Origin of the sequence: Pseudomonas sp., from assembly GCF_050739775.1 — a bacterium.
In the GTDB taxonomy this organism is placed as follows: Bacteria; Pseudomonadota; Gammaproteobacteria; order Pseudomonadales; family Pseudomonadaceae; genus Aquipseudomonas.
Genome location: NZ_JBOICA010000046.1, coordinates 1 through 22,832, shown reverse-complemented (window position 1 = coordinate 22,832; position 22,832 = coordinate 1). Strand labels below are relative to the sequence as shown.

17 protein-coding genes and 2 pseudogenes are annotated in these 22,832 nt (G+C 60.2%); 8 read left to right on the top strand and 11 right to left on the bottom strand.

Annotation, left to right across the window (positions count from 1 at the left end):
• Window positions 1-10: 10 nt before the first annotated feature.
• The 3 genes from ACRESH_RS20610 to ACRESH_RS20600 all read right to left on the bottom strand — a co-directional run bounded on the left by ACRESH_RS20610 (window position 11) and on the right by ACRESH_RS20600 (window position 6,527).
• Complete coding sequence (locus ACRESH_RS20610) at window positions 11-3,778, bottom strand: nitrate reductase subunit alpha (protein WP_431743704.1); 3,768 nt, start codon at window positions 3,776-3,778, stop codon at window positions 11-13.
• Window positions 3,779-3,847: 69 nt separating this feature from the next.
• Window positions 3,848-5,245: a NarK family nitrate/nitrite MFS transporter gene (locus tag ACRESH_RS20605; protein WP_431743703.1), complete on the bottom strand. Its 1,398-nt coding sequence runs from the start codon at window positions 5,243-5,245 to the stop codon at window positions 3,848-3,850.
• The gene (locus tag ACRESH_RS20600; protein ID WP_431743702.1) at window positions 5,232-6,527 is read right to left on the bottom strand and encodes an MFS transporter; all 1,296 of its coding nucleotides are present in this window, start codon (window positions 6,525-6,527) and stop codon (window positions 5,232-5,234) included. The genes ACRESH_RS20605 and ACRESH_RS20600 overlap by 14 nt, the downstream gene beginning before the upstream one ends.
• 315 nt (window positions 6,528-6,842) lie before the next feature.
• Between ACRESH_RS20600 and ACRESH_RS20595 the strand changes: the two genes are divergently transcribed.
• The 3 genes from ACRESH_RS20595 to ACRESH_RS20585 all read left to right on the top strand — a co-directional run bounded on the left by ACRESH_RS20595 (window position 6,843) and on the right by ACRESH_RS20585 (window position 10,048).
• Entirely contained in the window at window positions 6,843-8,645 is a 1,803-nt protein-coding gene (locus ACRESH_RS20595; protein WP_431743701.1) for a HAMP domain-containing protein, read from the top strand.
• A complete protein-coding gene (gene narL, locus ACRESH_RS20590; protein WP_431743700.1) occupies window positions 8,642-9,289 on the top strand; it encodes a two-component system response regulator NarL in 648 nt (215 codons plus the stop codon). Before ACRESH_RS20595 ends, narL begins: the two co-directional genes overlap by 4 nt.
• An 81-nt stretch (window positions 9,290-9,370) precedes the next feature.
• Window positions 9,371-10,048: a Crp/Fnr family transcriptional regulator gene (locus tag ACRESH_RS20585; RefSeq protein WP_431743699.1), complete on the top strand. Its 678-nt coding sequence runs from the start codon at window positions 9,371-9,373 to the stop codon at window positions 10,046-10,048.
• Between the two features lie 55 nt (window positions 10,049-10,103).
• Here ACRESH_RS20585 and ubiT read toward each other — a convergent pair whose 3' ends face one another.
• The 8 genes from ubiT to ACRESH_RS20545 all read right to left on the bottom strand — a co-directional run bounded on the left by ubiT (window position 10,104) and on the right by ACRESH_RS20545 (window position 17,028).
• A complete protein-coding gene (gene ubiT, locus ACRESH_RS20580; RefSeq protein ID WP_431743698.1) occupies window positions 10,104-10,574 on the bottom strand; it encodes a ubiquinone anaerobic biosynthesis accessory factor UbiT in 471 nt (156 codons plus the stop codon).
• Window positions 10,568-11,458 carry a U32 family peptidase gene (locus ACRESH_RS20575; RefSeq protein ID WP_431743697.1) on the bottom strand — a complete coding sequence of 297 codons (891 nt, stop codon included), beginning with the start codon at window positions 11,456-11,458 and terminating at the stop codon, window positions 10,568-10,570. Before ACRESH_RS20575 ends, ubiT begins: the two co-directional genes overlap by 7 nt.
• A 10-nt stretch (window positions 11,459-11,468) precedes the next feature.
• On the bottom strand, window positions 11,469-12,464 hold the full coding sequence (gene ubiU / locus ACRESH_RS20570) for a ubiquinone anaerobic biosynthesis protein UbiU (RefSeq protein WP_431743696.1): 996 nt from the start codon (window positions 12,462-12,464) through the stop codon (window positions 11,469-11,471).
• Window positions 12,465-12,597: 133 nt separating this feature from the next.
• Window positions 12,598-13,833, bottom strand: coding sequence for a molybdopterin molybdotransferase MoeA (locus tag ACRESH_RS20565; protein WP_431743695.1), 1,236 nt, complete (start codon window positions 13,831-13,833; stop codon window positions 12,598-12,600).
• Window positions 13,830-14,384, bottom strand: coding sequence for a molybdenum cofactor biosynthesis protein B (gene moaB, locus ACRESH_RS20560; protein ID WP_431743694.1), 555 nt, complete (start codon window positions 14,382-14,384; stop codon window positions 13,830-13,832). The genes ACRESH_RS20565 and moaB overlap by 4 nt, the downstream gene beginning before the upstream one ends.
• 96 nt (window positions 14,385-14,480) lie before the next feature.
• Window positions 14,481-15,128 (bottom strand): pyridoxamine 5'-phosphate oxidase, encoded by a 648-nt coding sequence (gene pdxH, locus ACRESH_RS20555; RefSeq protein WP_431743693.1) that lies wholly within the window; start codon window positions 15,126-15,128, stop codon window positions 14,481-14,483.
• A gap of 246 nt (window positions 15,129-15,374) precedes the next feature.
• Window positions 15,375-15,812: a CopD family copper resistance protein gene (locus tag ACRESH_RS20550; RefSeq protein WP_431743692.1), complete on the bottom strand. Its 438-nt coding sequence runs from the start codon at window positions 15,810-15,812 to the stop codon at window positions 15,375-15,377.
• A 25-nt stretch (window positions 15,813-15,837) separates the two neighbouring features.
• On the bottom strand, window positions 15,838-17,028 hold the full coding sequence (locus ACRESH_RS20545; RefSeq protein WP_431743691.1) for an NnrS family protein: 1,191 nt from the start codon (window positions 17,026-17,028) through the stop codon (window positions 15,838-15,840).
• Between the two features lie 513 nt (window positions 17,029-17,541).
• Between ACRESH_RS20545 and ACRESH_RS20540 the strand changes: the two are divergent.
• From ACRESH_RS20540 to ACRESH_RS20520, 5 genes and pseudogenes are all read left to right on the top strand, one after another.
• A pseudogene (locus tag ACRESH_RS20540) lies at window positions 17,542-18,084 on the top strand (Crp/Fnr family transcriptional regulator); the annotation flags it as partial.
• Between the two features lie 164 nt (window positions 18,085-18,248).
• A pseudogene (locus ACRESH_RS20535) lies at window positions 18,249-19,204 on the top strand (integrase core domain-containing protein); the annotation flags it as partial.
• 407 nt (window positions 19,205-19,611) lie between these two features.
• Window positions 19,612-20,757 (top strand): citrate synthase, encoded by a 1,146-nt coding sequence (locus tag ACRESH_RS20530; RefSeq protein WP_431743690.1) that lies wholly within the window; start codon window positions 19,612-19,614, stop codon window positions 20,755-20,757.
• A gap of 238 nt (window positions 20,758-20,995) precedes the next feature.
• Window positions 20,996-22,075: a citrate synthase/methylcitrate synthase gene (locus ACRESH_RS20525; RefSeq protein ID WP_431743689.1), complete on the top strand. Its 1,080-nt coding sequence runs from the start codon at window positions 20,996-20,998 to the stop codon at window positions 22,073-22,075.
• Between the two features lie 123 nt (window positions 22,076-22,198).
• Window positions 22,199-22,756, top strand: coding sequence for a hypothetical protein (locus tag ACRESH_RS20520; protein ID WP_431743688.1), 558 nt, complete (start codon window positions 22,199-22,201; stop codon window positions 22,754-22,756).
• The last annotated feature ends 76 nt before the right edge of the window (window positions 22,757-22,832 follow it).

Sequence of the window (22,832 nt, the reverse complement as noted above, 5' to 3'; positions counted from 1 at the left end):
ACAGCACTCCTTATTCCATCTCGGTCGGCAGCGGACGTGGCAGCTCATCGCCGCGCGAACCGTCGAGCCAGTCGACCTTGGCCATCTTGCGCACCACGACGAACTCGTCGCGGTTGCAACCGACCGTGCCGTAATAGTTGAACCCATAGGCCTGCTGGGCATAGCCGCCGATCATGTGGGTCGGTTTGAGCACCACGCGGGTCACCGAGTTATGATGGCCGCCGCGGGTCTTGGTGGTTTCCGAGCCGGGTACGTTCACGATCCGTTCCTGGGCGTGGTACATCATCACCATGCCTTCCTTGACCCGCTGGCTGACCACCGCGCGGGCGGTCAGCGCACCGTTGGCGTTGAAGCACTCGATCCAGTCGTTGTCCTCGATCCCGGCGCGCTGCGCGTCGATCTCCGAGAGCCAGACAATCGGCCCGCCACGGCTCAGGGTGAGCATCAACAGGTTGTCGCTGTAGGTGCTGTGAATGCCCCATTTCTGGTGCGGAGTGATCCAGTTCAGAACGATCTCGGTGTGGCCGTTGCTGCGCTTGCCTTTCACCCCGGCGATGGTCTGGGTGTTGACCGGCGGCCGGTAGCTCATCAGTTGCTCACCGAAAGCCTGCATCCACGGGTGATCCTGGTAGAACTGCTGGCGGCCGGTGATGGTGCGCCACGGGATGTTCTCGTGGACGTTGGTGTAGCCGGCGTTGTAGCTGACATGATCGTCCTCGAGCCCCGACCAGGTCGGGCTGGAGATGATCTTGCGCGGCTGCGCCTGGATATCACGGAAGCGGATCGCTTCGTGGGCCTTGGACAGCGCCAGGTGGCTGTGGTCGATGCCGGTGAACTCGGACAATGCCGCCCAGGCCTTGAGCGCCACATGGCCGTTGGTTTCCGGGGCCAGGGACAGAATCACCTCGGCGGCGTCGATCGCGGTGTCGATCTTCGGCCGGCCCTGGCTGATGCCTGCTTCGTTTTCGCGGTAGTTCAACTCGCCGAGGAATTTCACTTCCTCGTCGGTGTTCCAGTTGATGCCCTTGCCGCCGTTGCCGAGTTTTTCCAGCAACGGGCCAAGCGAGGTGAACTGCTTGTAGATGTTCGGGTAGTCGCGCTCGACCACTTGCATGTTCGGAGCATTCTTGCCCGGCTGCGGTGCGACGCCTGCGGTTTTCCAGTCGGTGCCACCGAACGGCTGGGCCAGTTCGCCAACGCTGTCATGCATCAGCGGTACGGTGACCAGGTCCTGCTCAACGCCCAAGTGCCCTTCGGCCATGTTCGAGAAAGCCTTGGCGATGCCCTTGTAGATTTCCCAGTCCGAACGCGATTCCCAGGCCGGATCGATGGCGGCCGACAGCGGGTGGATGAAGGGGTGCATGTCCGAGGTGTTCATGTCGTCCTTCTCGTACCAGGTCGCGGTCGGCAGGACGATGTCGGAATACACGCAGGTCGATGACATGCGGAAGTCCAGGGTGGTCACCAGGTCGAGCTTGCCGATGGCACCCTCGTCGACCCACTCGGCTTCCTGCGGCTTGCAGTCACCGACCTGGCCGATGTCCTCGTTCATCACGCCGTTGCGGGTGCCGAGCAGGTACTTGAGCATGTACTCGTGGCCCTTGCCCGAGGAGCCCAGCAGGTTGGAGCGCCAGATGAACATGTTGCGCGGGAAGTTCACCGGGTTGTCCGGCTGTTCGCAGGCAAAACGCAGGCTGCCGTCCTGCCAGCCCTTGACCACGTAATCTTTCGGCGCCATGCCGGCGGCAGCGGCATCGCGGCAGATGTCCAGCGGGTTTCGGTTGAGCTGTGGCGCACTCGGCAGCCAGCCGGCGCGTTCGGCGCGGATGTTGTAGTCCAGGGCGTGCTCGGGGAACTGGCTCTTGTCGGCCAGCGGCGAGAGCACGTCGTGCATGTTCATCTTCTCGTGGCGCCACTGCGAACTGTGGGCGTAGAAGAAGCTGGTGCCGTTCATCTGCCGTGGCGGACGGTTCCAGTCCAGGCCGAAGGCCAGTGGCAGCCAGCCGCACTGCGGACGCAGTTTTTCCTGGCCGACATAGTGGGCCCAGCCGCCACCGGTCTGGCCGACGCAACCGCAGAGCATGAGCATGTTGATCAGCCCGCGGTAGTTCATGTCCATGTGGTACCAGTGGTTCATCGCCGCACCGACGATGATCATCGAACGGCCACGGGTCTTGTCGGCGTTGTCGGCAAACTCGCGGGCGATCTGGATGGCTTTTTCGCGGCTGACGCCGGTGATCTGCTCCTGCCAGGCCGGGGTGCCCGGCACGCTGGCGTCGTCATAGTCGCGGGCGACGTTGGCGCCACCCAGGCCGCGGTCGATGGCAAGGTTGGCTGCCGACAGGTCGAACACGGTGGCGACCTTGACCTGGCTGCCATCCGCCAGGGTCAGGCTGCGCACTGGCACACGGCGGTATTGCACGGCATCACCGGCGACGTGCTGGAAGTGCTCGTGGGATTCGCCAGCGAAGTACGGGAAGGCCACTTCGGCGACGTCGCCACCGATCAAGCTCAGGGTCAGGTCGATGTCGCGACCGGCGCCGCCTTCACGCGGCAGGATGTTCCACTTGCCCTGCTCGCCCCAGCGATAGCCGATCGAACCCTGCGGCGACACCAGCTCGCCGTCGGCATCGAGGGCGATGGTTTTCCACTCGGGGTTGTTGTCCTGGCCGAGGTTACCGGCCAGGTCCGAGGCCCGCAGGAAGCGGTCCGGCTGATACCCGGCGCCCGGTGCGGTACCCAGCATGGGCTTGAGCAGCACCAGCACCGGCAGGTCGGTGTAACGCTTGGCGTACTCGGTGAAATAGGCGCTTGGCTGGTCGAGGTGGAATTCTTTGAAGATCACATGGTTGAACGCCTGGGCCAGGGCCGCGTCGGTGCCCTGCTTGGGGTTGAGCCACAGGTCGGTGAGCTTGGCCACTTCCGAGTAGTCGGGGGTGATGGCCACGGTCTTGGTGCCCTTGTAGCGCACCTCGGTGAAGAAGTGCGCATCCGGGGTACGGGTCTGCGGGACGTTGGAACCCCAGGCAATGATGTAGTTGGAGTTGTACCAGTCGGCCGACTCCGGCACGTCGGTCTGCTCGCCCCAGACCATCGGCGACGCCGGTGGCAGGTCGCAGTACCAGTCGTAGAAGCTCAGGCAGGTGCCACCGATCAGCGACAGGTAACGGGCACCGGCGGCGTAGCTGACCATCGACATCGCCGGGATCGGCGAGAAGCCCACCACCCGGTCAGGGCCGTAGTGCTTGACGGTGTAAACGTTGGCCGCGGCGATGATCTCGGTGACCTCGTCCCAGCTGGAGCGGATAAAACCGCCCATGCCGCGCTTGCTCTTGTACGAGTCGGCCTTGGCCTTGTTCTCGACAATGCTCGCCCAGGCCTCGACCGGCGCCATGCTCTGGCGCGCCTCGCGCCACAGTTTGAGCAGCGGTTTGCGGATCTTCGGGTACTTGAGGCGGTTGGCGCTGTAGATGTACCAGCTGTAACTGGCGCCCCGCGGACAGCCGCGCGGTTCGTGGTTGGGCAGGTCGTTGCGGGTCCGCGGGTAGTCGGTCTGCTGGGTTTCCCAGGTGATCAGGCCGTTTTTCACGTAGATCTTCCACGAGCACGAGCCGGTGCAGTTCACCCCATGGGTGGAGCGTACGATCTTGTCGTACTGCCAGCGTGAACGGTAGACGTTCTCCCAGTCGCGCGACTCCTTGCGGGTCTCGCCGTGACCGTCGGAAAACTCGCCTTGCTTGCGGTTGAAGAACCGCAGTTGATCGAGCAGATGACTCATGATGCTTTCCTCTCAGGCTTGCTGCGGGGTTCTTTGCCCCACCCACGCAAAAGTTGAATTCGGGTCCTGTCAGCAGGGTGCTTCGGCGCCTTTGCGCGCGTACCACCACCAGGTCACGACGATGCAGCTCAGGTAAAAACCGACGAACATGTAGAAAGCCAGCGCCGGGCTGCCGGTCATGGCCATCGAAGTGCCGAACGTCTTGGGAATGAAGAAGGCGCCAAACGCCCCCATGGCCGAACTGAATCCGAGCACCGCGGCCGATTCCTTGCCGGCGTTTTTCAGCGCCTGTTCGTGGGCCTTCGCGCCTTTGCCGGCGGCGGCCTGTTCATGCTGGGTACGGAAGATCACCGGAATCATGCGGAAGGTCGAACCGTTGCCGATACCGGTGGTGAAGAACAGCAGCATGAACATGCCGAGGAAGCCGTAGAAGTTGCCGGCAGCGCCCTGCTGCGGGATGAAGTGCAGCACGCCGAAGACCATCACGATCATCAACACGAAGTTCCACAGGGTCACCCGCGCGCCACCGAGCTTGTCCGCCAGCCAGCCGCCCAGAGGGCGTACCAGGGCACCGACCAGCGGGCCGAGGAAAGCGAAGGCCAAAGCGTTGACCTCGGGGAACGCGGTCTTGATCAGCAGCGGAAAAGCCGCAGAGAAACCAATGAACGAACCGAAGGTGGCCAGGTACAGCCAGCACATCAGCCAGTTATGTTTGCGTTTGAAAATCACTGCCTGCTCGGCGAACGAGGCCTTGGCACTGGACAGGTCGTTCATGCCGAACCAGGCCAGCAAAGTCACGGCAATGATGAACGGCACCCACAGGAAGCCTGCGTTCTGCAGCCACAACTGGCTACCGTCGGCCAACACCTGCGGTTGTCCACCGAGCACACCGAATACGCCGAAGGTGATCACCAGCGGCACGGCGAACTGCATCACCGAGACGCCGAGGTTACCCAGGCCGGCATTCAGGCCCAGGGCAGTGCCCTGCTGTGATTTGGGGTAGAAGAAGCTGATGTTGGACATGCTCGAAGCGAAGTTGCCGCCACCAAAACCGCACAGCAGCGCAATCATCACGAACACACTGTAAGGAGTGCTCGGGTCCTGTACGGCAAAGCCCATCCACAGTGTCGGCAGCAACAACGAGGCAGTGCTCAGGGCGGTCCAGCGGCGGCCGCCGAAAATCGGCACCATGAACGAGTAGAACACCCGCAAGGTAGCGCCGGACAGGCCCGGCAACGCGGCCAGCCAGAACAGCTGGTCGGTGCTGAACGTGAAGCCGATGGCGTTCAGGCGCACGATCACCGTACTCCAGACCATCCACACGGCAAAGGCCAGCAGCAGTGCGGGAATCGAAATCCACAAGTTGCGGGTAGCGGTCTTTTTGCCGCTACGCCCCCAGAACGCGGGGTCCTCTGGGCGCCAGTCATGAACGACCGGGCCTGCGTCAGGCTTTTTAAGAACCGACATGGTCTTCTCCTTGGGCAATGCTGGAAAACGGATTCGAGGTCGCCTGCGGCTGTTTGCCGAGCAGCGGGCGTTTACGGACTTCGCTGAAGTACATCCAGATGAGTGACACCCAGACCACGCCGTACATCAGCATGAAGGCCGAGGAGCGCACGCCGGTCAGGTCCACCAGCGCACCAAACATGATCGGCAGGACGAAGCCGCCCAGGCCGCCAGCCAGGCCGACGATGCCGGACACGGCGCCCATGTTTTGCGGGTAGTCATTGGCGATGTACTTGAACACCGAGGCTTTACCGAAGGCGAAGGCAATGCCGATGATGAACAGTAGTGCGGTGAACAGCACCGGGTTCAGGCCGATGTGGAAATCCAGCGGGCCATTGAGGGTTTGCACCTGCAGCTGGGTCTGCGGGTAGGACAGCAGGAACAGGCAGATCCAGCTGACCCACAGCACCCACCAGGTCACGCTCTGGGCGCCCCAGCGGTCCGACATCCAGCCACCGACGGCACGCAGCACGCCGCCCGGCAGGGAGAAGCAGGCGGCCAGCAGCGCCGCACTCTGCAGGCTGAAACCGTATTCTTCGACGTAGTACTTGGTCATCCACAGCGCCAGGGCCACGTAGCCGCCGAAGACAATCGAGTAGTACTGGCAGTAGCGCCACACCGCAGGATCCCTCAGCGCCTTGAGCTGCTCGCCCAGGCTTGCGCCGTTGGCACTGCGGTGCGCCTTGTTGTCGGCACTGAGGAACCAGAACAACAACGCGGTGATGAACAGGATCGCACTGAAGACCTTGGGCACCAGCTGCCAGCTACCGGCTGCAATCAACGCCGGGGCAAGAAACTTGGTGACTGCCGAGCCTGCATTGCCGGCTCCGAACACGCCCATGGCAAAGCCCTGGTTGTCCTTGTCGAACCATTTGGCGACGTAGGCGATACCGACGGAGAACGAGCCGCCGGCCAGCCCGACAAACAGCCCCAGCGCGAGGAACTGCCAGTAGGCTGTGGCATGGCTGATCAGGTACAGCGGCAACACGCAGGCCAGCATCAGCACAAAGAATACGATGCGGCCACCAAAACGGTCGGTCAGCAGGCCGAGTGGCAAGCGCACCAGCGAGCCGGTCAACACCGGTGTAGCGGCCAGCAGGCCGAACTGGGTTTCGTTGAGCTGGAGCAGTTCCTTGATCGGAACGCCGAGCACGGCAAACATCATCCAGACCATGAAGCAGACGGTGAAGGCCAGCGTACTCATGCCCAGTACCAGGCCCTGTCGTACACGCGGTGGATTCATGTTGCGTCTCCCGTTTAAAAGCATTGGCGGCAGACTAGAGAGGCAAACCCGGTAAAAACTTGACTCCGATCAACGAAGCCAAATCGCGTTCAGGTCTATGATTTGCCCGCCTACCTCCAACGAGGTAGAACCGAAAAACCGTAAAACCCCTTGTTTATCAGTGCTTTGCATATTTAAGGCCCGAAATTTTGGCAGCACCGGAGGGTAGGAACTCTTTAGAGGTAGAACGCCAGGGACGGGCTGCAGAATCATCGGCAGTCACACATCGGAGCCCTGCATGCATGCTTTTCCCCGCTTGGCAAAAAGGCCCCGGTCATGACCCGCTGGCTGCGCAGCTCCCTGCCCGCGCGTGCCGGCGTTGCGGTGATCCTGATTGCGGTACTGGCACTGGCCAGCTCCCTGAGCGCTGGTTTGATTGCCTGGTTCAGCCAGGGTGATGCGGCGGCGATCAATACCGCAGGCTCGGTGCGCATGGAGACCTACCGCCTGAGCTGGAAGCTGGCCTCCGGCGCCGACAGCGCAGAAATCACCCGCGTCAGGCAAAGCCTGCAACAGCGGCTCAATAGCCATACCCTCAAGGCGGTGCTGGAAGACGGCAGCAACGCCGATCTCAATGGCAGCTACCAACAGTTGCAGGACTATTGGCAGCACACCCTCAGTCCGGCCCTTGAGCGTGGCGACGCCATGGCGTTTCAGGCCAGCGCCCTGCCCTTCGTCGAGCAGCTCAACCAGTTCGTCAATCTGCTGCAGCGCCAGAGCGAACATAAGCAGACCTGGCAACAGTTGATTCAGGGCGCGGCGCTGTTCATCACCATGATCGTGCTGCTGGTGGGCCTGTATGAACTGCAAAGCAGCGTGATCAGCCCACTGCAGGAACTGGTGGATGCCACCCAGCGCTTTCAGCGCGGCGAGTTCCAGGCGCGGGTCAACCATCAGTCCGAGGATGAGTTGGGCCAGTTGGCCAACAGCTTCAACGCCATGGCCGAAACCATCGAACAATCCCATCGCACCCTGGAGACCCAGGTCCGGCAAAAAACCCTGAACCTGCAGCAGGCCAACGCCGCCCTCGAACTGCTGTATCAAAGCAGCCGCAGCCTGGCCACGCGCCTGGCCAATGCCGAGGGGCTGGATGAGTTGATCCGCCGTTTTCAGCAGCGCCTGCCCGGCCTGCGCCTGTCGCTGTGCCTGCAGGGCCAGTTACAGGCCCCGGCCCAGCAATTGCTCGCTCTGCACGGTGCCGACAGCCGCAAGGTCTGCGCCAGCAGCGATTGCGCCACCTGCCAGCGCCACGAGCAACTTAACCCGCACATCTACAGCATCAGTAACCAGGGCAGTTCGCTGGGTGAACTGAAGGCGCACTTTATCGATGGCCATGCACCGCAGGCCTGGGAGACCCAGCTCATCCAGGCCCTGGCCAACCTGATCGGCACTTCGCTGTCACTCAAGCGCCAACGCGAACAGGACCATCGCCTGTTGCTGCTCGAAGAGCGCGCCATCATCGCCCGCGAGTTGCATGACTCACTGGCCCAGGCGCTGTCCTACATGAAACTGCAGGTCAGCCGCATGCAGACCCTGATGCGCCGCGGCGAGCCGGTAGAGACCCTGGAAGGCGTCACCGCCGAGCTGCGCGAAGGCTTGAACAATGCCTACCGCCAGCTGCGCGAACTGCTGACCACCTTTCGCCTGCAGATTCATGACGCAGGCCTGGCCCAGGGCTTGAAGGACACGGCGCAGGAGTTCACCCGCCGCGGTGCTTTCGAGGTCCACCTGCACATCGACAACCTGGCCTTCGAGCTGTCGGCCAGTGAACAGATCCACATCCTGCAAATCACCCGCGAGGCGCTGTCCAACTGCCTGCGCCATGCCCATGCGCAAAACACCTGGCTGCAGCTGCGCCAGGACGGCGAAATCGTCCGGCTGTCGATCGAGGACGATGGCCGCGGTTTCATCGGCAGCCGCGATCCACGTGAGCACCACGGCCTGAACATCATGGATGAACGCGCACGCAGCCTGCGCGGCCAGTTGCAGATTCTTTCCAGGGAGCCGCAAGGCACCCTCGTCCAGATGGAGTTCCGTCCGGAATTTCTCGGCCAGCACATCCAAGGAACTATCACATGAACACGCCTGCGAACTGCCGCATCCTGCTGGTGGACGATCACCCGATGATGCGTCGTGGCATCCGTCAGATGCTCGAACTGGAAGACGATTTCGAGATCGTCGGCGAGGCCAACCACGGAGAAGAAGCCCTGGCCATGATCGAACCGCTGCAACCGGATCTGGTGCTGCTCGACAACAACATGCCGCAGATGAATGGCATCGAGACCCTGCGCCACCTGCGCGCCCTGGCGTACAGCGGCAAGATCCTGCTGTTTACCGTTTCCGATGCCGAAGACGATATCCGTGATGCCCTGCGCCTGGATGCCGATGGCTATCTGCTCAAAGACATGGAACCGGAGTTGCTGATCCAGTACATCCGCGATGCCATGAATGGCGCGCTGGTGATCAGCCCAGGGCTGACCCAGGTCATGGCCCAGGCCCTGCGTTCTCCGCCACGCCATCCCGAAGTAGAGCTGACCGAACGCGAGCGTCAGGTGCTCAAGACCATTGCCAGCGGCTACAGCAATAAGGTCATCGGCCACAAGCTGGGCATTACCGAGGGCACGGTCAAAGTTCATGTGAAGAACCTGCTGCACAAACTCGGCTTGCGCTCACGGGTCGAGGCGGCCGTCTGGGCCATGGAGCATTTGCGCCATCAGGGCTGACTGCCCCTTTCGAGGTAGGCCTGCAGAGGCATAGGCCACAGATGCCTGGCGCTCTACCATGGCGGTCAGCGGAGGTATCCCATGCTGACCCACCCTTCACTTGTACTGTTTTTGCGGCGCCATCACCTGTTCAGCCAATTGCCCGACAGCGTTTTCGAACAAGTCTGCAGCCTGGCCATGCAGCGGCGCCTGAGTTGCCACGACACCCTCATGCATCAGCGTGACCCGGCCAAGCGCTTCTTTCTGCTGGTCAGTGGCCAGATCAAGCTGTACCGCATCACCGCCCAGGGCCAGGAAAACCTGGTCGAAATCATCCACCCCGGGCAGTCCTTTGCCGAAGCCTTGCTGTTCAGCCAGACCCGCTACTACCCGGTCAGCGCCACCGCGCTCAAGGACAGCGTGGTGATCAGTATCGAAGGCAACCATTACCGCAACGCCCTGGAAGACCAGCCGCAAGTGTGCCTGTCGATCCTGGCAAGCATGAGCATCACCCTGCACCAGCGGCTCAAGGACATCGATACCCTGACCCTGGCCAGCGCCAGCCAGCGGGTGGTGAATTTTCTCCTGCAGGAGCGTAACCCACAAGACGATCGGGTCCTGCTGCAGGTGCCCAAACGCCTGATAGCGTCGAAGCTGGGCATTCAACCGGAAACCTTCTCGCGCATTCTCCATCGTCTGGTGGAGAACGGCTTGATTGCCATGGAGCGCCGCGATATTCGCATCCTGGCCACTGAGGCACTGGTCGACTACCAGTCCTGACATTGAAGTACTCGCGCAGATCCGCCAGTTGCTGGCGGATCATCAGGCAAGTGGTTCAGCCTGTCGCCAACCCCTTCCCCGCCCGCTCCAGATTACGCCACAACCATACCGGCAAGACCTCAGGGTCGAGACTGTCGATCAGGTTCTTCAGGGTCAGCCCCAGCTCGGTATCGCCTTCAATGACCAGACGCCGCCTGAAGAACAAGGTGTCGGGATCTTCCTGCCGACTGGCCAGCAACAGGAACTCGCGCCAGTTGCCGCGAATGGTGACATCGGCCTTGGCCCGCCCGGCAATCTGCAAGCCGTAAAGGCTGCGGGTCAGGTACCAGGTCAGGTCCAGGTCGGGAATCCGCAAGCACAGCCAGCGCCCGCGCAGCGAATCAAACTCACCGTCCTTCAGCGGCTCAGCCAGGCAGCGGTTGAGCGCTTGCTGCAGGGCCACGCGCTGCAGCACAAAGGGCACACGACGGATCAGCGGGAGTACGCGGTCGGCGCCGCGCAGCAGCCATTTTTTGCGATTCAGCACAGGCCCACCTCCTCGACGCGCAACATCCCCGCCTGGCCATACCAATAGCCGTTGCAGCCTTCCACATGCAAGGGCGGCGCTGCACCCAGGCGCACCCGCTGGAAAGCTTCGATCACCTCGACCATGCCCTGCGCACGCGGACTCAAGCGCAGCAGGTTGGCGCCGCTGGCGGCAAGGCCGGGATAATCGGCCAACAGGTTAGTGACCTCGGCCGACATCGTCTGGATGCCGTTGAGGGTAAACAGCGGCTGGCCTTCCTGACTGCTCAGCGCCAATCCATCGGGGTAGTTGAGGCAGCAGAACTGGCAATCATCTTTAGGTCGGTTTTCTGCCCGCGCGGTGAAGCAGCGCGCTGAGTAAGCCAGCGGTAAATGCCCATAGGCGAAGACCTCGACCTCTGGCAGCGCACGCCCCAGCGCCCCGACCTGGTCGAGTATCGAACGGATCAGCGCCGCTGAACATTCCACCGGAGGCACCCAGCGGATCAAGCCGCAATCCTGCAACTGCGCCAGGGCGTGGCCGTTGTACAGGTTGAGTGCCGGGCCGCCGACGAAGGGCAATTTGCGTTCGGCCAGAAACTGCACCGCGCCCATGTCGTTGGCCTCCACCAACAGCTGGCCGTTGTCGCACAAGCGCCGCAGGCTGGAGAGCTCGGAAGCGGCTTCGACCAGGGTCAGGCTCGACAGTACGATCTGCGCCTGGCTGCAGGCCTGCAACTCACGGCCCAATCCAAGCCACTGATCCAGGTTCATCACCCGGCGTTTCGAACAGACGGTTTCGCCAAGATAAATCACATCCAGGGGCAAGGCTGCCATCTCGGCATAGAAACGCCCCAATTGCTCCTTGTCCCAGTAATACAGGACGGGTCCCAGGCTGAGTTTCATGTCCACTTCCTCATTGCCATGATCGATGATAAGCACCCAGCGTGGTCTGGCTGCCTTCGGACAAGCCGGCCAGCACCTTGCGCCACCGGTCTTTGACCGCAAAGCGCTCGGGCGCCAGGCGATGCGCATCGAGGGCGGCGCGCCAGACCTGGGTGACCTGCTCGACATAGGCCGGACTGCGCTGACGACCTTCGATCTTCACCGCTTCGACACCCATGGCGGCCAGCTCCGGCAACAGGTCCAGGGTATCGAGGCTGGTGGGTTCTTCGAGGGCATGAAAGCGTTTGCCACCGACCAGGAAGCGCCCCTTGCACAAGGTCGGGTAACCGGCTGGCTCCTCGGGGCTGTAGCGATCGATCAGCACTTCACTCAGGCGTGCGCTCAAGCCCTCGGCGTCTTCACTCCAGCGCACTGCCTTGGCCGGCGAACACACACCACACAGGTTCGGCGACTCGCCGGTGATATAGGACGACAGATGGCAACGTCCTTCGGCCATGATGCACAAGCTGCCGAAGGCGAAAACCTCGACGGGCACCGTGCTGTTGGCCGCGACCTGGCGCACCTGGGCCAGCGACAGCACCCGCGGCAGTACAGCGCGGCGGATGTTGTAATGCTGGGCATAGAACGCCAGGGCACTGGCATTGGTTGCCGAGCCTTGCACCGACAGGTGCAGGGTCAGCTGCGGATGGCGCTGGCTGGCATAACCCAGCACCCCCGGGTCGGCGGCGATCAGCGCATCGACGCCATGCTCGGCGGCGCGGTCCACCGCCCGTTGCCAGCGCTCCCAGCCCAGGGGCTGCGGGTAGGTGTTGACCGCGACATAGAGCTTGCGTTGATGTTGACGGATATAGGCAACGGCGGCGTCGAACTGCTTGTCGTCCATGTTCAGGCCGGCGAAGTGCCGGGCGTTGGTGTCATCGCGAAAGCCGACGTAGACGGCGTCGGCGCCTTGGCGCACCGCCGCTTTGAGCGCAGGCAGATTCCCTGCCGGGCAGACCAGTTGCATGGGCATTCCTCATCAAAGAACGTGTCTCGGCCCCCGCCTGCGATGCGTAACGCGAGCAGGCCCGGTGCAATCGAAAATGCACCGCCAGTCTAGCCAGACGGGCGGCGCAAACCTTGACGGCAATCAAGGGCGATCACTGCATCAGTTCGGCGAACGACAGGAAGGTCACACTGTCGTGTTTGTGCACCCGCTGTTCGCACTCCACCACCGCCAGGCCATCGGCCCAGCAGGCGGCCGCCAGCATCGCCGAGCTTTGCTGCGGGTGCAGTTGCACGCAGGATTGGCCGTTGTCCTTGGCGGTCATTCTGGCGCGCAGGTACTGGCGGCGCTTGTTGCGATGCAACCAGTCAAAGCCTGCCGGCAACGCCATCGGCCGCGGCAATACGTCACGCACGCCCTGGGCCCTGAGCAGGAAAGGACGCACCACCACCAGCGCGGTGATCAACGCCGCGGCGGGATTGCCCGGCATGCCGATCCAGGGCTTGCCGGCCACCTCGCCAAAGGCCAGCGGCTTGCCCGGTTGAATCGCCAGGCGCCAGAGATCCAGGCTGCCCAGGGTCTCGATGGCATGCTTGAGGTGGTCTTCCTCGCCGACCGACACACCGCCGGAGCTGAGCATCAGGTCGCACTCGGAGGCCGCCAGGCTCAAGGCATGGCAACTGGCCGACAGGTCGTCCGCCATCACTCCATAGTCATGTACCTCAACGCCCCAGCCCTGCAACAGCGCCGACAGGCAATAGCGATTGCTGTTGTAAATCTGCCCCGGGGCCAGGGGTTGGCCGGGCTCGCGCAGTTCGTCACCGCTGCTCAGCAGGCACACCCGCAATGGCCGATAGACCTCGACCCAGCAGACCCCGGCAGCGGCCAGCAAACCTAGCTCCTGGGCACGCAGGCGCTTGCCGGCCTGGAGCAGCAGATGCCCTTTGCGCACCTCCTCGCCGGCCTTGCGCACATGATCGCCGAGGCTGGCTGGCGGCAACCACACCTGATCACCCTCGACCCGGCAGAGCTCCTGGGGCACCACCGTATCGGCGCCGGGCGGTAGCGGCGCGCCGGTGAAGATGCGTACCGCTTGTTCGGCCAACAACGGCGCGGTGGCCGCCTGCCCGGCAGCGATCCGCCCGGCCAGGCTCAGGCAACCACCTGCTGCGGGAAGATCAACTGCGCGAAAGGCGAAGCCGTCCATGGCACTGTTGTCCCAGCCAGGCAGGTCCAGTTGCGAATGAATGTCCAGCGCCAGCACCCGGCCCAGGGCCTTTTCCAGCAGGACGGTGTGCGCCGCCGGCGGTGGCGGCGCCTGATCGAGCAAATGGTGGATGGCCTGGTCCACCGGTATCAGCTTGCCGCTGTCACACACCTGGCGGCTCATGGGCGCCCCCCACAGGCCCCGATCGCCTGCTCGGCCTGGGCCTTGAGATGCGGGGCGAAATTACACGGGCCGGTGCGGCTGTCCAGTTGCCCGAGGAGGATCTGGTTCCAGGCCGTGCGACAGGCCCCGGGCGAACCAGGGACACAACACACCAGCACGCCATTGCTCATCCCGGCCAGCGCTCGCGACTGCAGACTGGACATGCCGATCTCCGCCAGCGACACCTGCCGGAACAACTCGCCAAAGCCCTCCACATGCTTGTCCAGCAGCGGCAGGACGGCTTGCGGAGTGTTGTCGCGCACTGTGAAACCGGTGCCGCCGGTGGTCAACACCACCTGCACCTTGGGGTCGGCGATCCAACGCGAGAGCGTGGCACGGATCTGGTAGATGTCATCTTTGATCAGATCGCGGTCGATCAGCTGGTGCCCGGCTGCCTGTAGCAGGTCGCACAGGGTCTGCCCCGAGGTGTCGGTGTCAAAGCTGCGTGTGTCGCTGATGGTCAGTACCGCAATGTTCAGCGGCTCAAAGGTGCGTTGTGCCAAATGGGCCATGTCCGGACCCTCCCATGATGTGAATGCGCCCAAGCCTGAACCGAAACAGCAGGCGAACCTATTCCTCCAAGGAGGTACCTCGACCCAGAGTGCGGTTCACGGTGCCAGGCGCCTGCGCGTCCACACCCCGTCCTGCAGCCGATAGTCCAGGCGATCATGCAGGCGGTCGGCGCGGCCCTGCCAGAACTCCATGCGCTCGGGCTGCAGGCAGTAACCGCCCCAGTGGTCCGGGCGCTGCAGCGGTTGATCGACAAAGCGGCGGATGGTCTGTGCCAGCAACGCTTCCAGCGCTGCCCGGTCGGCGAGCACCTGGCTTTGCGGTGAAGCCCAGGCACCCAGGCGGCTGGCCAAAGGGCGGGCATCAAAATACGCATCGCTGAGCTGCGGGTCGAGGCGCCGCACCTGGCCTTCGATCCGTACCTGGCGTTCGGGCCCCGGCCAGAAAAAGGTCATGGCCGCCCACGGGTTGGCATCCAGCTCCTGACCCTTGGCACTCTGGTAATTGCCGAAAAAGGTAAAGCCCGCCTCACTTACCCTCTTGAGCAGCAATACGCGTCCATGCGGTCGGCCCAGACTGTCGACCGTCGCCAGGTGCATGCTGTTGGCCTCCACCGGCGCGCATTCGGTTTCCCGGGCCTGTTGCAGCCACTGCGCGAACATCAGCATAGGATCTTGCGCAGCGGCCTCTTCCTGCAGGCCACCAAGGGTGTAGTTGCGGCGCATCTGAGCCAGGGACAGGGGCATGAGTGTGATCTCCGGTGGGTGGAGTGCGCAGTCTATTGGCTCGCCCCCCTCGTCACCTTGACCGCCATCAACGTCAGCGCTTACTTCAGGCGCAAACGCCTGGCCAGCTTGTGCAGGTTGCTCGGATCGACCTGCAGCAAGCGTGCAGCACTGGCCCAATTGTCTCCGTACAGTTCCAACGCACGGACGATGGCCTGGCGCTGGCAGGCGTCGACCGCCTTGCTCTCGACTTGCCCCGCGATACCGTCAATGCCAATAGAACATCGCCTTGGCCAGAATCACGATCAACAGCATGTGTCCCAGGATACTGCAGCGAATTCGGCGCGCCCGTACCCCGCTCAACCGCCCCCGCTGTAGCCAGTACGCCAGCAGCAGGTAATGCCCGATGATGCTCAGGGCAAGGATGATCTTCAGGCTCAATAGGCCGGAAAAACTGCTGGCCAGCGGCTGGCTCAAAGCGCCGCGATGGTGCCAGGCAAGGCCGACACCCGCGCCATACAACACCAGCACCAGCGCATGCAGCACCTTGCGTGAGCGCGAGGCGATGGCCTGGTCTGCCGCAGTTCGCGCGGCATCCGGCACTTGCCGGCGCGCCGAGTACCAGATGAACACTTCGAAGAACAACGTACCGATAAAGGCAATCGCCGCCAGTAAATGGATGACTAACAAATAGGGATAGACCATCACCTGCCTTCTGCTTCTCTGCGGACTATCCCGGATGCCCGTCAACCCTGGCGCGCAGCAACATCGGCGCGTAACGCCAGGCATACAGGGCAAAGGCCGCGACCCAGCACAACCCGGCCAGCCACAGCCCCGCCAATGGCAACCACAGCACCAGCAGCACCCGGCTCACACCAGCCAGATTGAGCAGGATGAACGCCAGGGTCATCCCTATCGGCGGCTGCAAGGGTCGCCCGGTATGGCCCAGGCTGACTCGGGCGATCATGGCCAGGATCAACCCGGCCATGGCGCCGATGGTCAGGCAGTGCACCGCAAGGCTGGGGTTCAACGCTACACCGAAGTGCCACAGGGCCATGCCCAGGCACGCCAGCGCCAACCAGCCATAGGCAAGATGCAACGACCACAGCAACGGCACACGCCACAGCCTGCGATCATGCCAACGCCACAGGCGCAGTCCATGTCCGAGCGTCAACGCGGCAAACAGCAGACCAGTCCAGACATTGGCCGACAATGCAGGGCCGGCGGCATACAGCAGTGCCACCAGGGCAGAACCTGCCAGCAGCAGCCAATCAAGCCAGGGCCAGGGCGCAACACCTTCGACCCGACCCAGGCCACGCTGGGTAAAGAACGGAATCACCCGCCCACCAATCAGGCCCATCATCGCCGCCACCAGCCAGATAGCGCTGAGCACGCCCTGGCGCTGCCAGCCATCGTGCCCCTCGACCAGCCCATACACCGCCACGGCATCTGCTGCCGCCAGCAACAGCAACACCAGCACCACCGGGTAGTTGCGCTTCTGCCGCACGCGCCAGAGCATGGCACCCATCAACAGCGCCATCAGCAGAGGAAACGCCAGCTCCAGCAGCGCCAGCAGCGGCCACGGCAGGTTTGCCAGCCAGGCAATCCGGGCGGCCAGCCACAGCAGCGCCAACGCGGCCAGTGGTGTGCCGCTCAAGCCCGGCTGGCCGGTCCAGGTCTGTACCGCGGTAAGCAGAAAACCGGCGATGATCGCCAAGCCAAAGCCGAACAGCAACTCGTGGCGATGCCAAGCCAGCCAGCCACCAGCGGGTTGCCAGTCGCCCAACGCGCCGTTCAGCGCCGCCAGCCACAGCGGCACGGCCAGCAACGCCAGGCTACAGCCGGCGAGGAAGAAGGGCCGGAACGCCAAACGTAACAGCGGCACGATGGCCAGCGCTTTACGGCGGTCAAGTACTTGCATGAAACCACTCCTTTACCCTGTTGCCGGGCCCGCACAGGGCGGACCGAATCCCGGCGCCATCATCTGCGATTTGCTAGCCCTTGCCCTTGTCGCACGTCAAAGTCTGCTGGCGACAACGGCGTAAGCTGTCCATCGCTGTTCACTCAGGTTATGCAAGGGCCGTGCCTCCGCCGCCTTTACTGGCCAGCTTTGCCGATGGTGTTCGCGATCAGGGTAAAAACAACCCTTAAAGGTGTTTTTTACCCTACTACACAGGATTGTTTTAACCACAACCCTCGGCATTACCAGAAAATACGGAACCTGGCGCCTGGCCCGAGTCTTGCTGAACAGGTCCATTCGTCATCCCTTTGGAGTTCACATGAGAAACATCATCCAGCCACTGGCGTGGTTTGCTGCATTGGGTTCGTTCATTGTCGTCGCCAGCAGCATCGCCCTCGGTCTTGTCTAAAGCGCCCTTCCCCTCCAGCCGGAGGATGAGTTCCCATGGTCCCTCATCGTGTCCATCACCTGTTCGAGCCGGCCGAGGCGTTTTATTTCGTGATCGCCGGCGCGATGAAGATCTACCGCCTGCCCCCCGACGGCCAGGAAAAGGTCTTTGAAGTGATCGGGCCACGGCAAACCTTCGCCGAAGCGATGATGCTGATGGACACGCCGAGCTATGTGGCCTCAGCCGAAGCAATTGGGCCATCGCAGCTGTATCGATTGTCCACCAGCACCTATATGCGTCTGCTGCAGAACAACATCCGTCTGACCTTCGCCCTGTTGGGCAAGTTGTGCGTGTGCCTGCATCAGCGGGTCAACGAAATCGAAACCCTGGCGCCGAAGAACGCCACCCACCGGGTGGTGCGCTATCTGCTGACGCAGCTGATACATGCACCTCCGGTCAAGCGCCAGTTCGAACTGCCGATGGCCAAGCAATTGATCGCCGGCCACCTGTCGATCCAGCCGGAAACCTTCTCGCGCATCATCCGTCTCCTGATCGATGAACAGATCATCACCCAGGAGGGTCGGCGCATCGTCATTTTCGATCGCCCACGGCTGGAGCAGTTCGAATGAAAGCCCTGCCCGTCTGCCGCAGCTCGAACTGGGTCAGTACTGCCGACGAAAAGGTCTGTACCCCGACGCCAAGCCTGTATCACGGGGTAGCAGAGTGTTCAGAACCAACAAAAGGTCGGCGCAAACAATCTCGCAAGGACAAGAAACATATCCAGCAACTTGAGCGCGAACTGCTGCGTAAAGACAAGGCGCTGGCCGAGACCACCACATTGTTGGTGCTGCGAAAAAGGCTCAACGATTACTGGGAAATCGACAACGAGGACACCTGACCTCTTTCGCCGGAACGACAGTTGTTGGTGGCTTGGTTGATCGAGGAGCTGGGGCTGTCGCTCAGAACCTTGCAGCGATGGACGCAGAGTGAGGGTGTTCAAACCCATGCCCGCACAACCACCATGCGATCCACACCCCGTAATGCGTTGAGCGAGATCGAATGACAAGCGATCGTGACGCTGTGTAACAGCTCGGCGTATGCCCATTTGCCGTCGAGTCAGATCGTACCAAGGCTGGCTGACGAGGGGAGTAATCTGGCGTCGGAAGCGACGTTTTATCGCATCCTGGGTGCAGCAGGTCAGCAACATCATCGGAGTCGTAGCCAGCGACCCAGACGGCATGCGGCACCGACGACACGTGCCGCCAAAGCCCCAATCAGGTGTGGCAGTGTTTACGTGAGCCTCTGGTGTTGCACTCAGACAATGGCGCGCCGATGAAATCGGTGACGCTGTTGAGCAAGGTGTACGAACTGGGCATCACGCCGTCCTGTGGCCGACCGCGAGTAAGCAGCGACAATCCATACTCGGAGTCACTGTTTAGAACGCTGAAATACTGCCCGCAATGGCCACAGGAGGGTTTTGCCAGCTTGGACGCCGCACGCGCTTGGGTGAGAGATTTTATGCGTTGGTATAACAATGAGCACTGACATAGCCGGATCCGCTTCGTGACACCGACGGGGCGACATCGAGGGCTGGACCACTAGATCCTGGCGCGGTGGCATGAACTGTACCAGCGAGCGCGCAAGAAAAGCCCTGAACGTTGTTCAGGCCAGACGCGAAACTGGGAGCCGATAGGAACGGTGATGCTGAATCCGGATCGGGAGCAACTGGACGAGAAAAGAGCGGCATAGTTGAACGGTTGACGCGACAACTACCTTGAAAAACGCCGGTTGCGTGAGGCGCCCTCTGAGCGTGTACTACCTGTTTTGGGGTTTCTAACGCAACAGAATGTTACGGAAATGAGTGCTGAATCAGACTACTTGCTCACGATCTCATAACCGGTTCGATGAGGCATTGGGCCGGTTTTCCGGGCATCACGTTCAGGGAAGAAAGCGCTCTTAACCTAGCAGAACGCAGGCGTACGTTGTTGAGGGACAACTCTCCGTTGGCCACGTAGAGCGTTTACATACGTGTTCAGCATGGGCTAGCTTAATTTCGAATTGGCTCTGTTCCGCCCGTGGCGACCCGCGCGATTGTCGGACAATCCAGCGTTACGCTTGGGCCTGATAAATATAAGGTAACAACTAGAAGGTGCGGTATGAATACCTGGATTAGCTCTTCTGAAGCCCTTTCAATGCTGAATGTCCGTGCACAAACCCTTTACGCTAACGTAAGTAGAGGAAAGATAAGAACAAAACGAGATCCGGTTGATACCCGTAAGAGTCTATATCATTCGGGTGATGTGGCTCGTCTCTGCGGCCGACACCGGGGGCAGAGGCGATTGGATGACGTAGTAGCTGAGGTCACAGGATGGGGGCATCCTATCATGACTAGCTCCATCTCCACTGTAAAAAATGGAGTACTTCTTTATAGAGGGATAAATGCGATTGACCTAGCACGAAGTTGGTCACTAGAAGATGTTGCATCACTACTTTGGCAAAGCCAAAAATTCAAAATATCGGAGCCGGCTTTCAACGCAAGTGAACGCATTTTTTATAGTGCCTGCCCTATTGAAAAAACGATGCAAGCCGTATCGTCTCAGATGCACTTAGACCCGTTCACTAGAGCGCAACCGGAAATTAACCTCAAAACAAACGCCATAGAAATATTAGCAAGAGTCATATACGCATTATTTGGAGGTACACCAAAAAAACTGGAAGGCTCGATTAGCCAGATCGCATGCAACTTCTGGGAGATTCCGGAGGCAGAGAACTCTGTACGTGAAGCGCTATGCTTGTTAGCCGACCATGAACTGAATGCCTCTACTTTCGCTACCCGAGTAGTTATTTCTACGGGGGCCAGCTTCTGCTCCGGGATTATAGCTGGACTAGCCGCGCTTAGTGGCCCATTACATGGAAGAGTCTACACGGAATTAAACTCATTAATATCTAGAAGCAACGACATTGGCACAGAGCCAGCTATAAAAGAGTGGACACACAAACATAATTACATCCCTGGATTTGGCCACCCACTTTATCCAGAAGGGGATATACGATGCAAAGCACTCCTCAGCAGCATCCCGCAAAATAATCGACTACAAGAAATACAGAAAACTGTAATTCATCTAACCGGCGAACTCCCCAACATCGACTTCGCACTTGCGTGCTTGGTTGAGCACTATAAACTTCCGAGCGAAGCACCCATATACCTTTATATAGCTGCAAGAACAGTAGGATGGCTGGCGCACGCTATGGAGCAATCACTGGAAGGGAAGCTGATTCGCCCTCGTGCAAGATACCAATAAAGCTCCTTGACCTTAGTTATCGACCACCCTTATCTTAGCGAAGCGGTGAGAGTGCTCCTCCGCCTAAACCGAGCACACAATATAAATTGTCTATCATGTTGACCATATAAATCAATGCATTGCCTCCAGAAAATGCACGACCAGCAATTAATTTACATTGATTTTCTAGATCAAGGTTGACGAGTAATCGCTGGGCTTCCTAAATTCTCTCATCCCAAAAAAACCAGAGGAACACGCTATGAGTATCGGCCTTGACAATGTAATTGCAGCGGAAACAAAGCTCTCGCATGTTGATGGTAAAAACGGTCGTTTGGTAATCGGAGGGAAATTGCTTGATGATTTAGCTTCATCTACAGAGTACGAAGTAGTACTAGCGACTCTACTATACAATTTGTTTGACGTTAACTATAACGCCAGGCAAATACGGGATTTATTGGGAAAGGCTCGCTCGGATGTCTTTGGTGAGCTGTCCCGCCTCGACCAACACTTGGTCAATTTGCCGCCCATCGATGCGATGCGTTCATTGATATCGAGACTAGAAGATGGTAATGACGTTTCTACCGCACTGCGATTGGTTGCGGCACCTGCTGTATTTACTTCAGCATTGATCCGGGCGCGTCACGGCAAAGCCCTCATCAAGCCAAAATCGGACGTTAATCACGCTACTGATACCTTACAGATGGCTGGGCTTGACTACTCCCCTCTTCATGCCCAAGCGTTGAATACCTACCTAGTCACAATTATCGATCATGGTTTGAATGCATCGACTTTCGCGAGCCGCGTTGTAGCATCAACTAAAGCAGGTCTTGTATCCTCTGTACTAGCTGCGATCAGTGCGTTGAAAGGGCCGCTGCATGGTGGAGCACCAGGGCCAGTACTCGACATGATAGACAGTATTGGGGATGAAGGAAATGCATTACCTTGGCTAGAGAACTCAGTTGCGCAAGGCGATCGGCTGATGGGGTTTGGCCATCGCGTGTACAAAGTGCGAGACCCAAGAGCTGATGCACTAAAAGGAGCCATAGCCAGCTTGCAAGACTCCGCAGCAGTTGATCATAGGAAGCTTGCATTAGCGACTGTCGTGGAAGAAACCGCGTTGGCAGTACTTAAAAAGTACAAACCCAGCCACCCCCTTCATACAAACGTTGAGTTTTATACAGCGCTTCTACTGGATGTCTTAGGTTTTGACCGCGCCGATTTCACATCTGTGTTCGCAATCGGTCGAGTAGGTGGTTGGATTGCACATGCGCGTGAGCAAATCATTTATGGTCGTTTGATTAGGCCGCAGTCTCGCTACATCGGCTTCATCCCTGAGTAAATCAGTCTCGTCCCATCGCCCCCCTGAGTAAACATAGCACTTCATAGTGCCCGACGGATGCTGGGCACTCGTTAATCGCCGTTAAACCACCCAGTAACGATCTGATTAAATGGAGTTAACAGTATGATTATGATACTCGATTGCACCCTGCGAGAGGGTCGTCAAGCCCGCCAATGCAACTTTGATATTGATCAGTCCACTGTTCTTGCTCAAGCCATTAGCGAGCTTGGTGTCAATATGATTGAAGCTGGGCACCCACTCATTTCTAATGAAGAAGCTGAACGCGTAAAGGCCATTGTAAGTGCAGCTTCAGTACCGGTTCTAGCTCATGCGCGAGCGCGACGCGAGGATATAGATGCCGTCCTCGCTGTCAACGCCCCATGGGTTGGACTGTTTGCTTCAGTAAACCAGATATCACTTGAGACAAAGTTCAAAGGGAAGACCCGCGCAGATGTCTTGGAGATGTTCGCTGACGCTATCGCTTACGCCAAAGCTAATGGCCTCAAAGTACGAGCAACAATTGAAGATGCAGCCAGAACAACGATGTCTGACCTTCTCGACATGACAAGAACCGCTGAGCTTGCTGGTGCGGATCGTGTTTGCTTTGCTGATAGCGTAGGCGCGCTATCTCCTAGTGTTCTGTCTCAGATAAAACATTCTCTACGGGCGTACCCGCCATGACCTCTCGGGCACGCTGGATCTTGCGCAAAATGTCTTCACCTTTCGCGCTCCAGACGTACCGGCAGGGCTGAGCGTT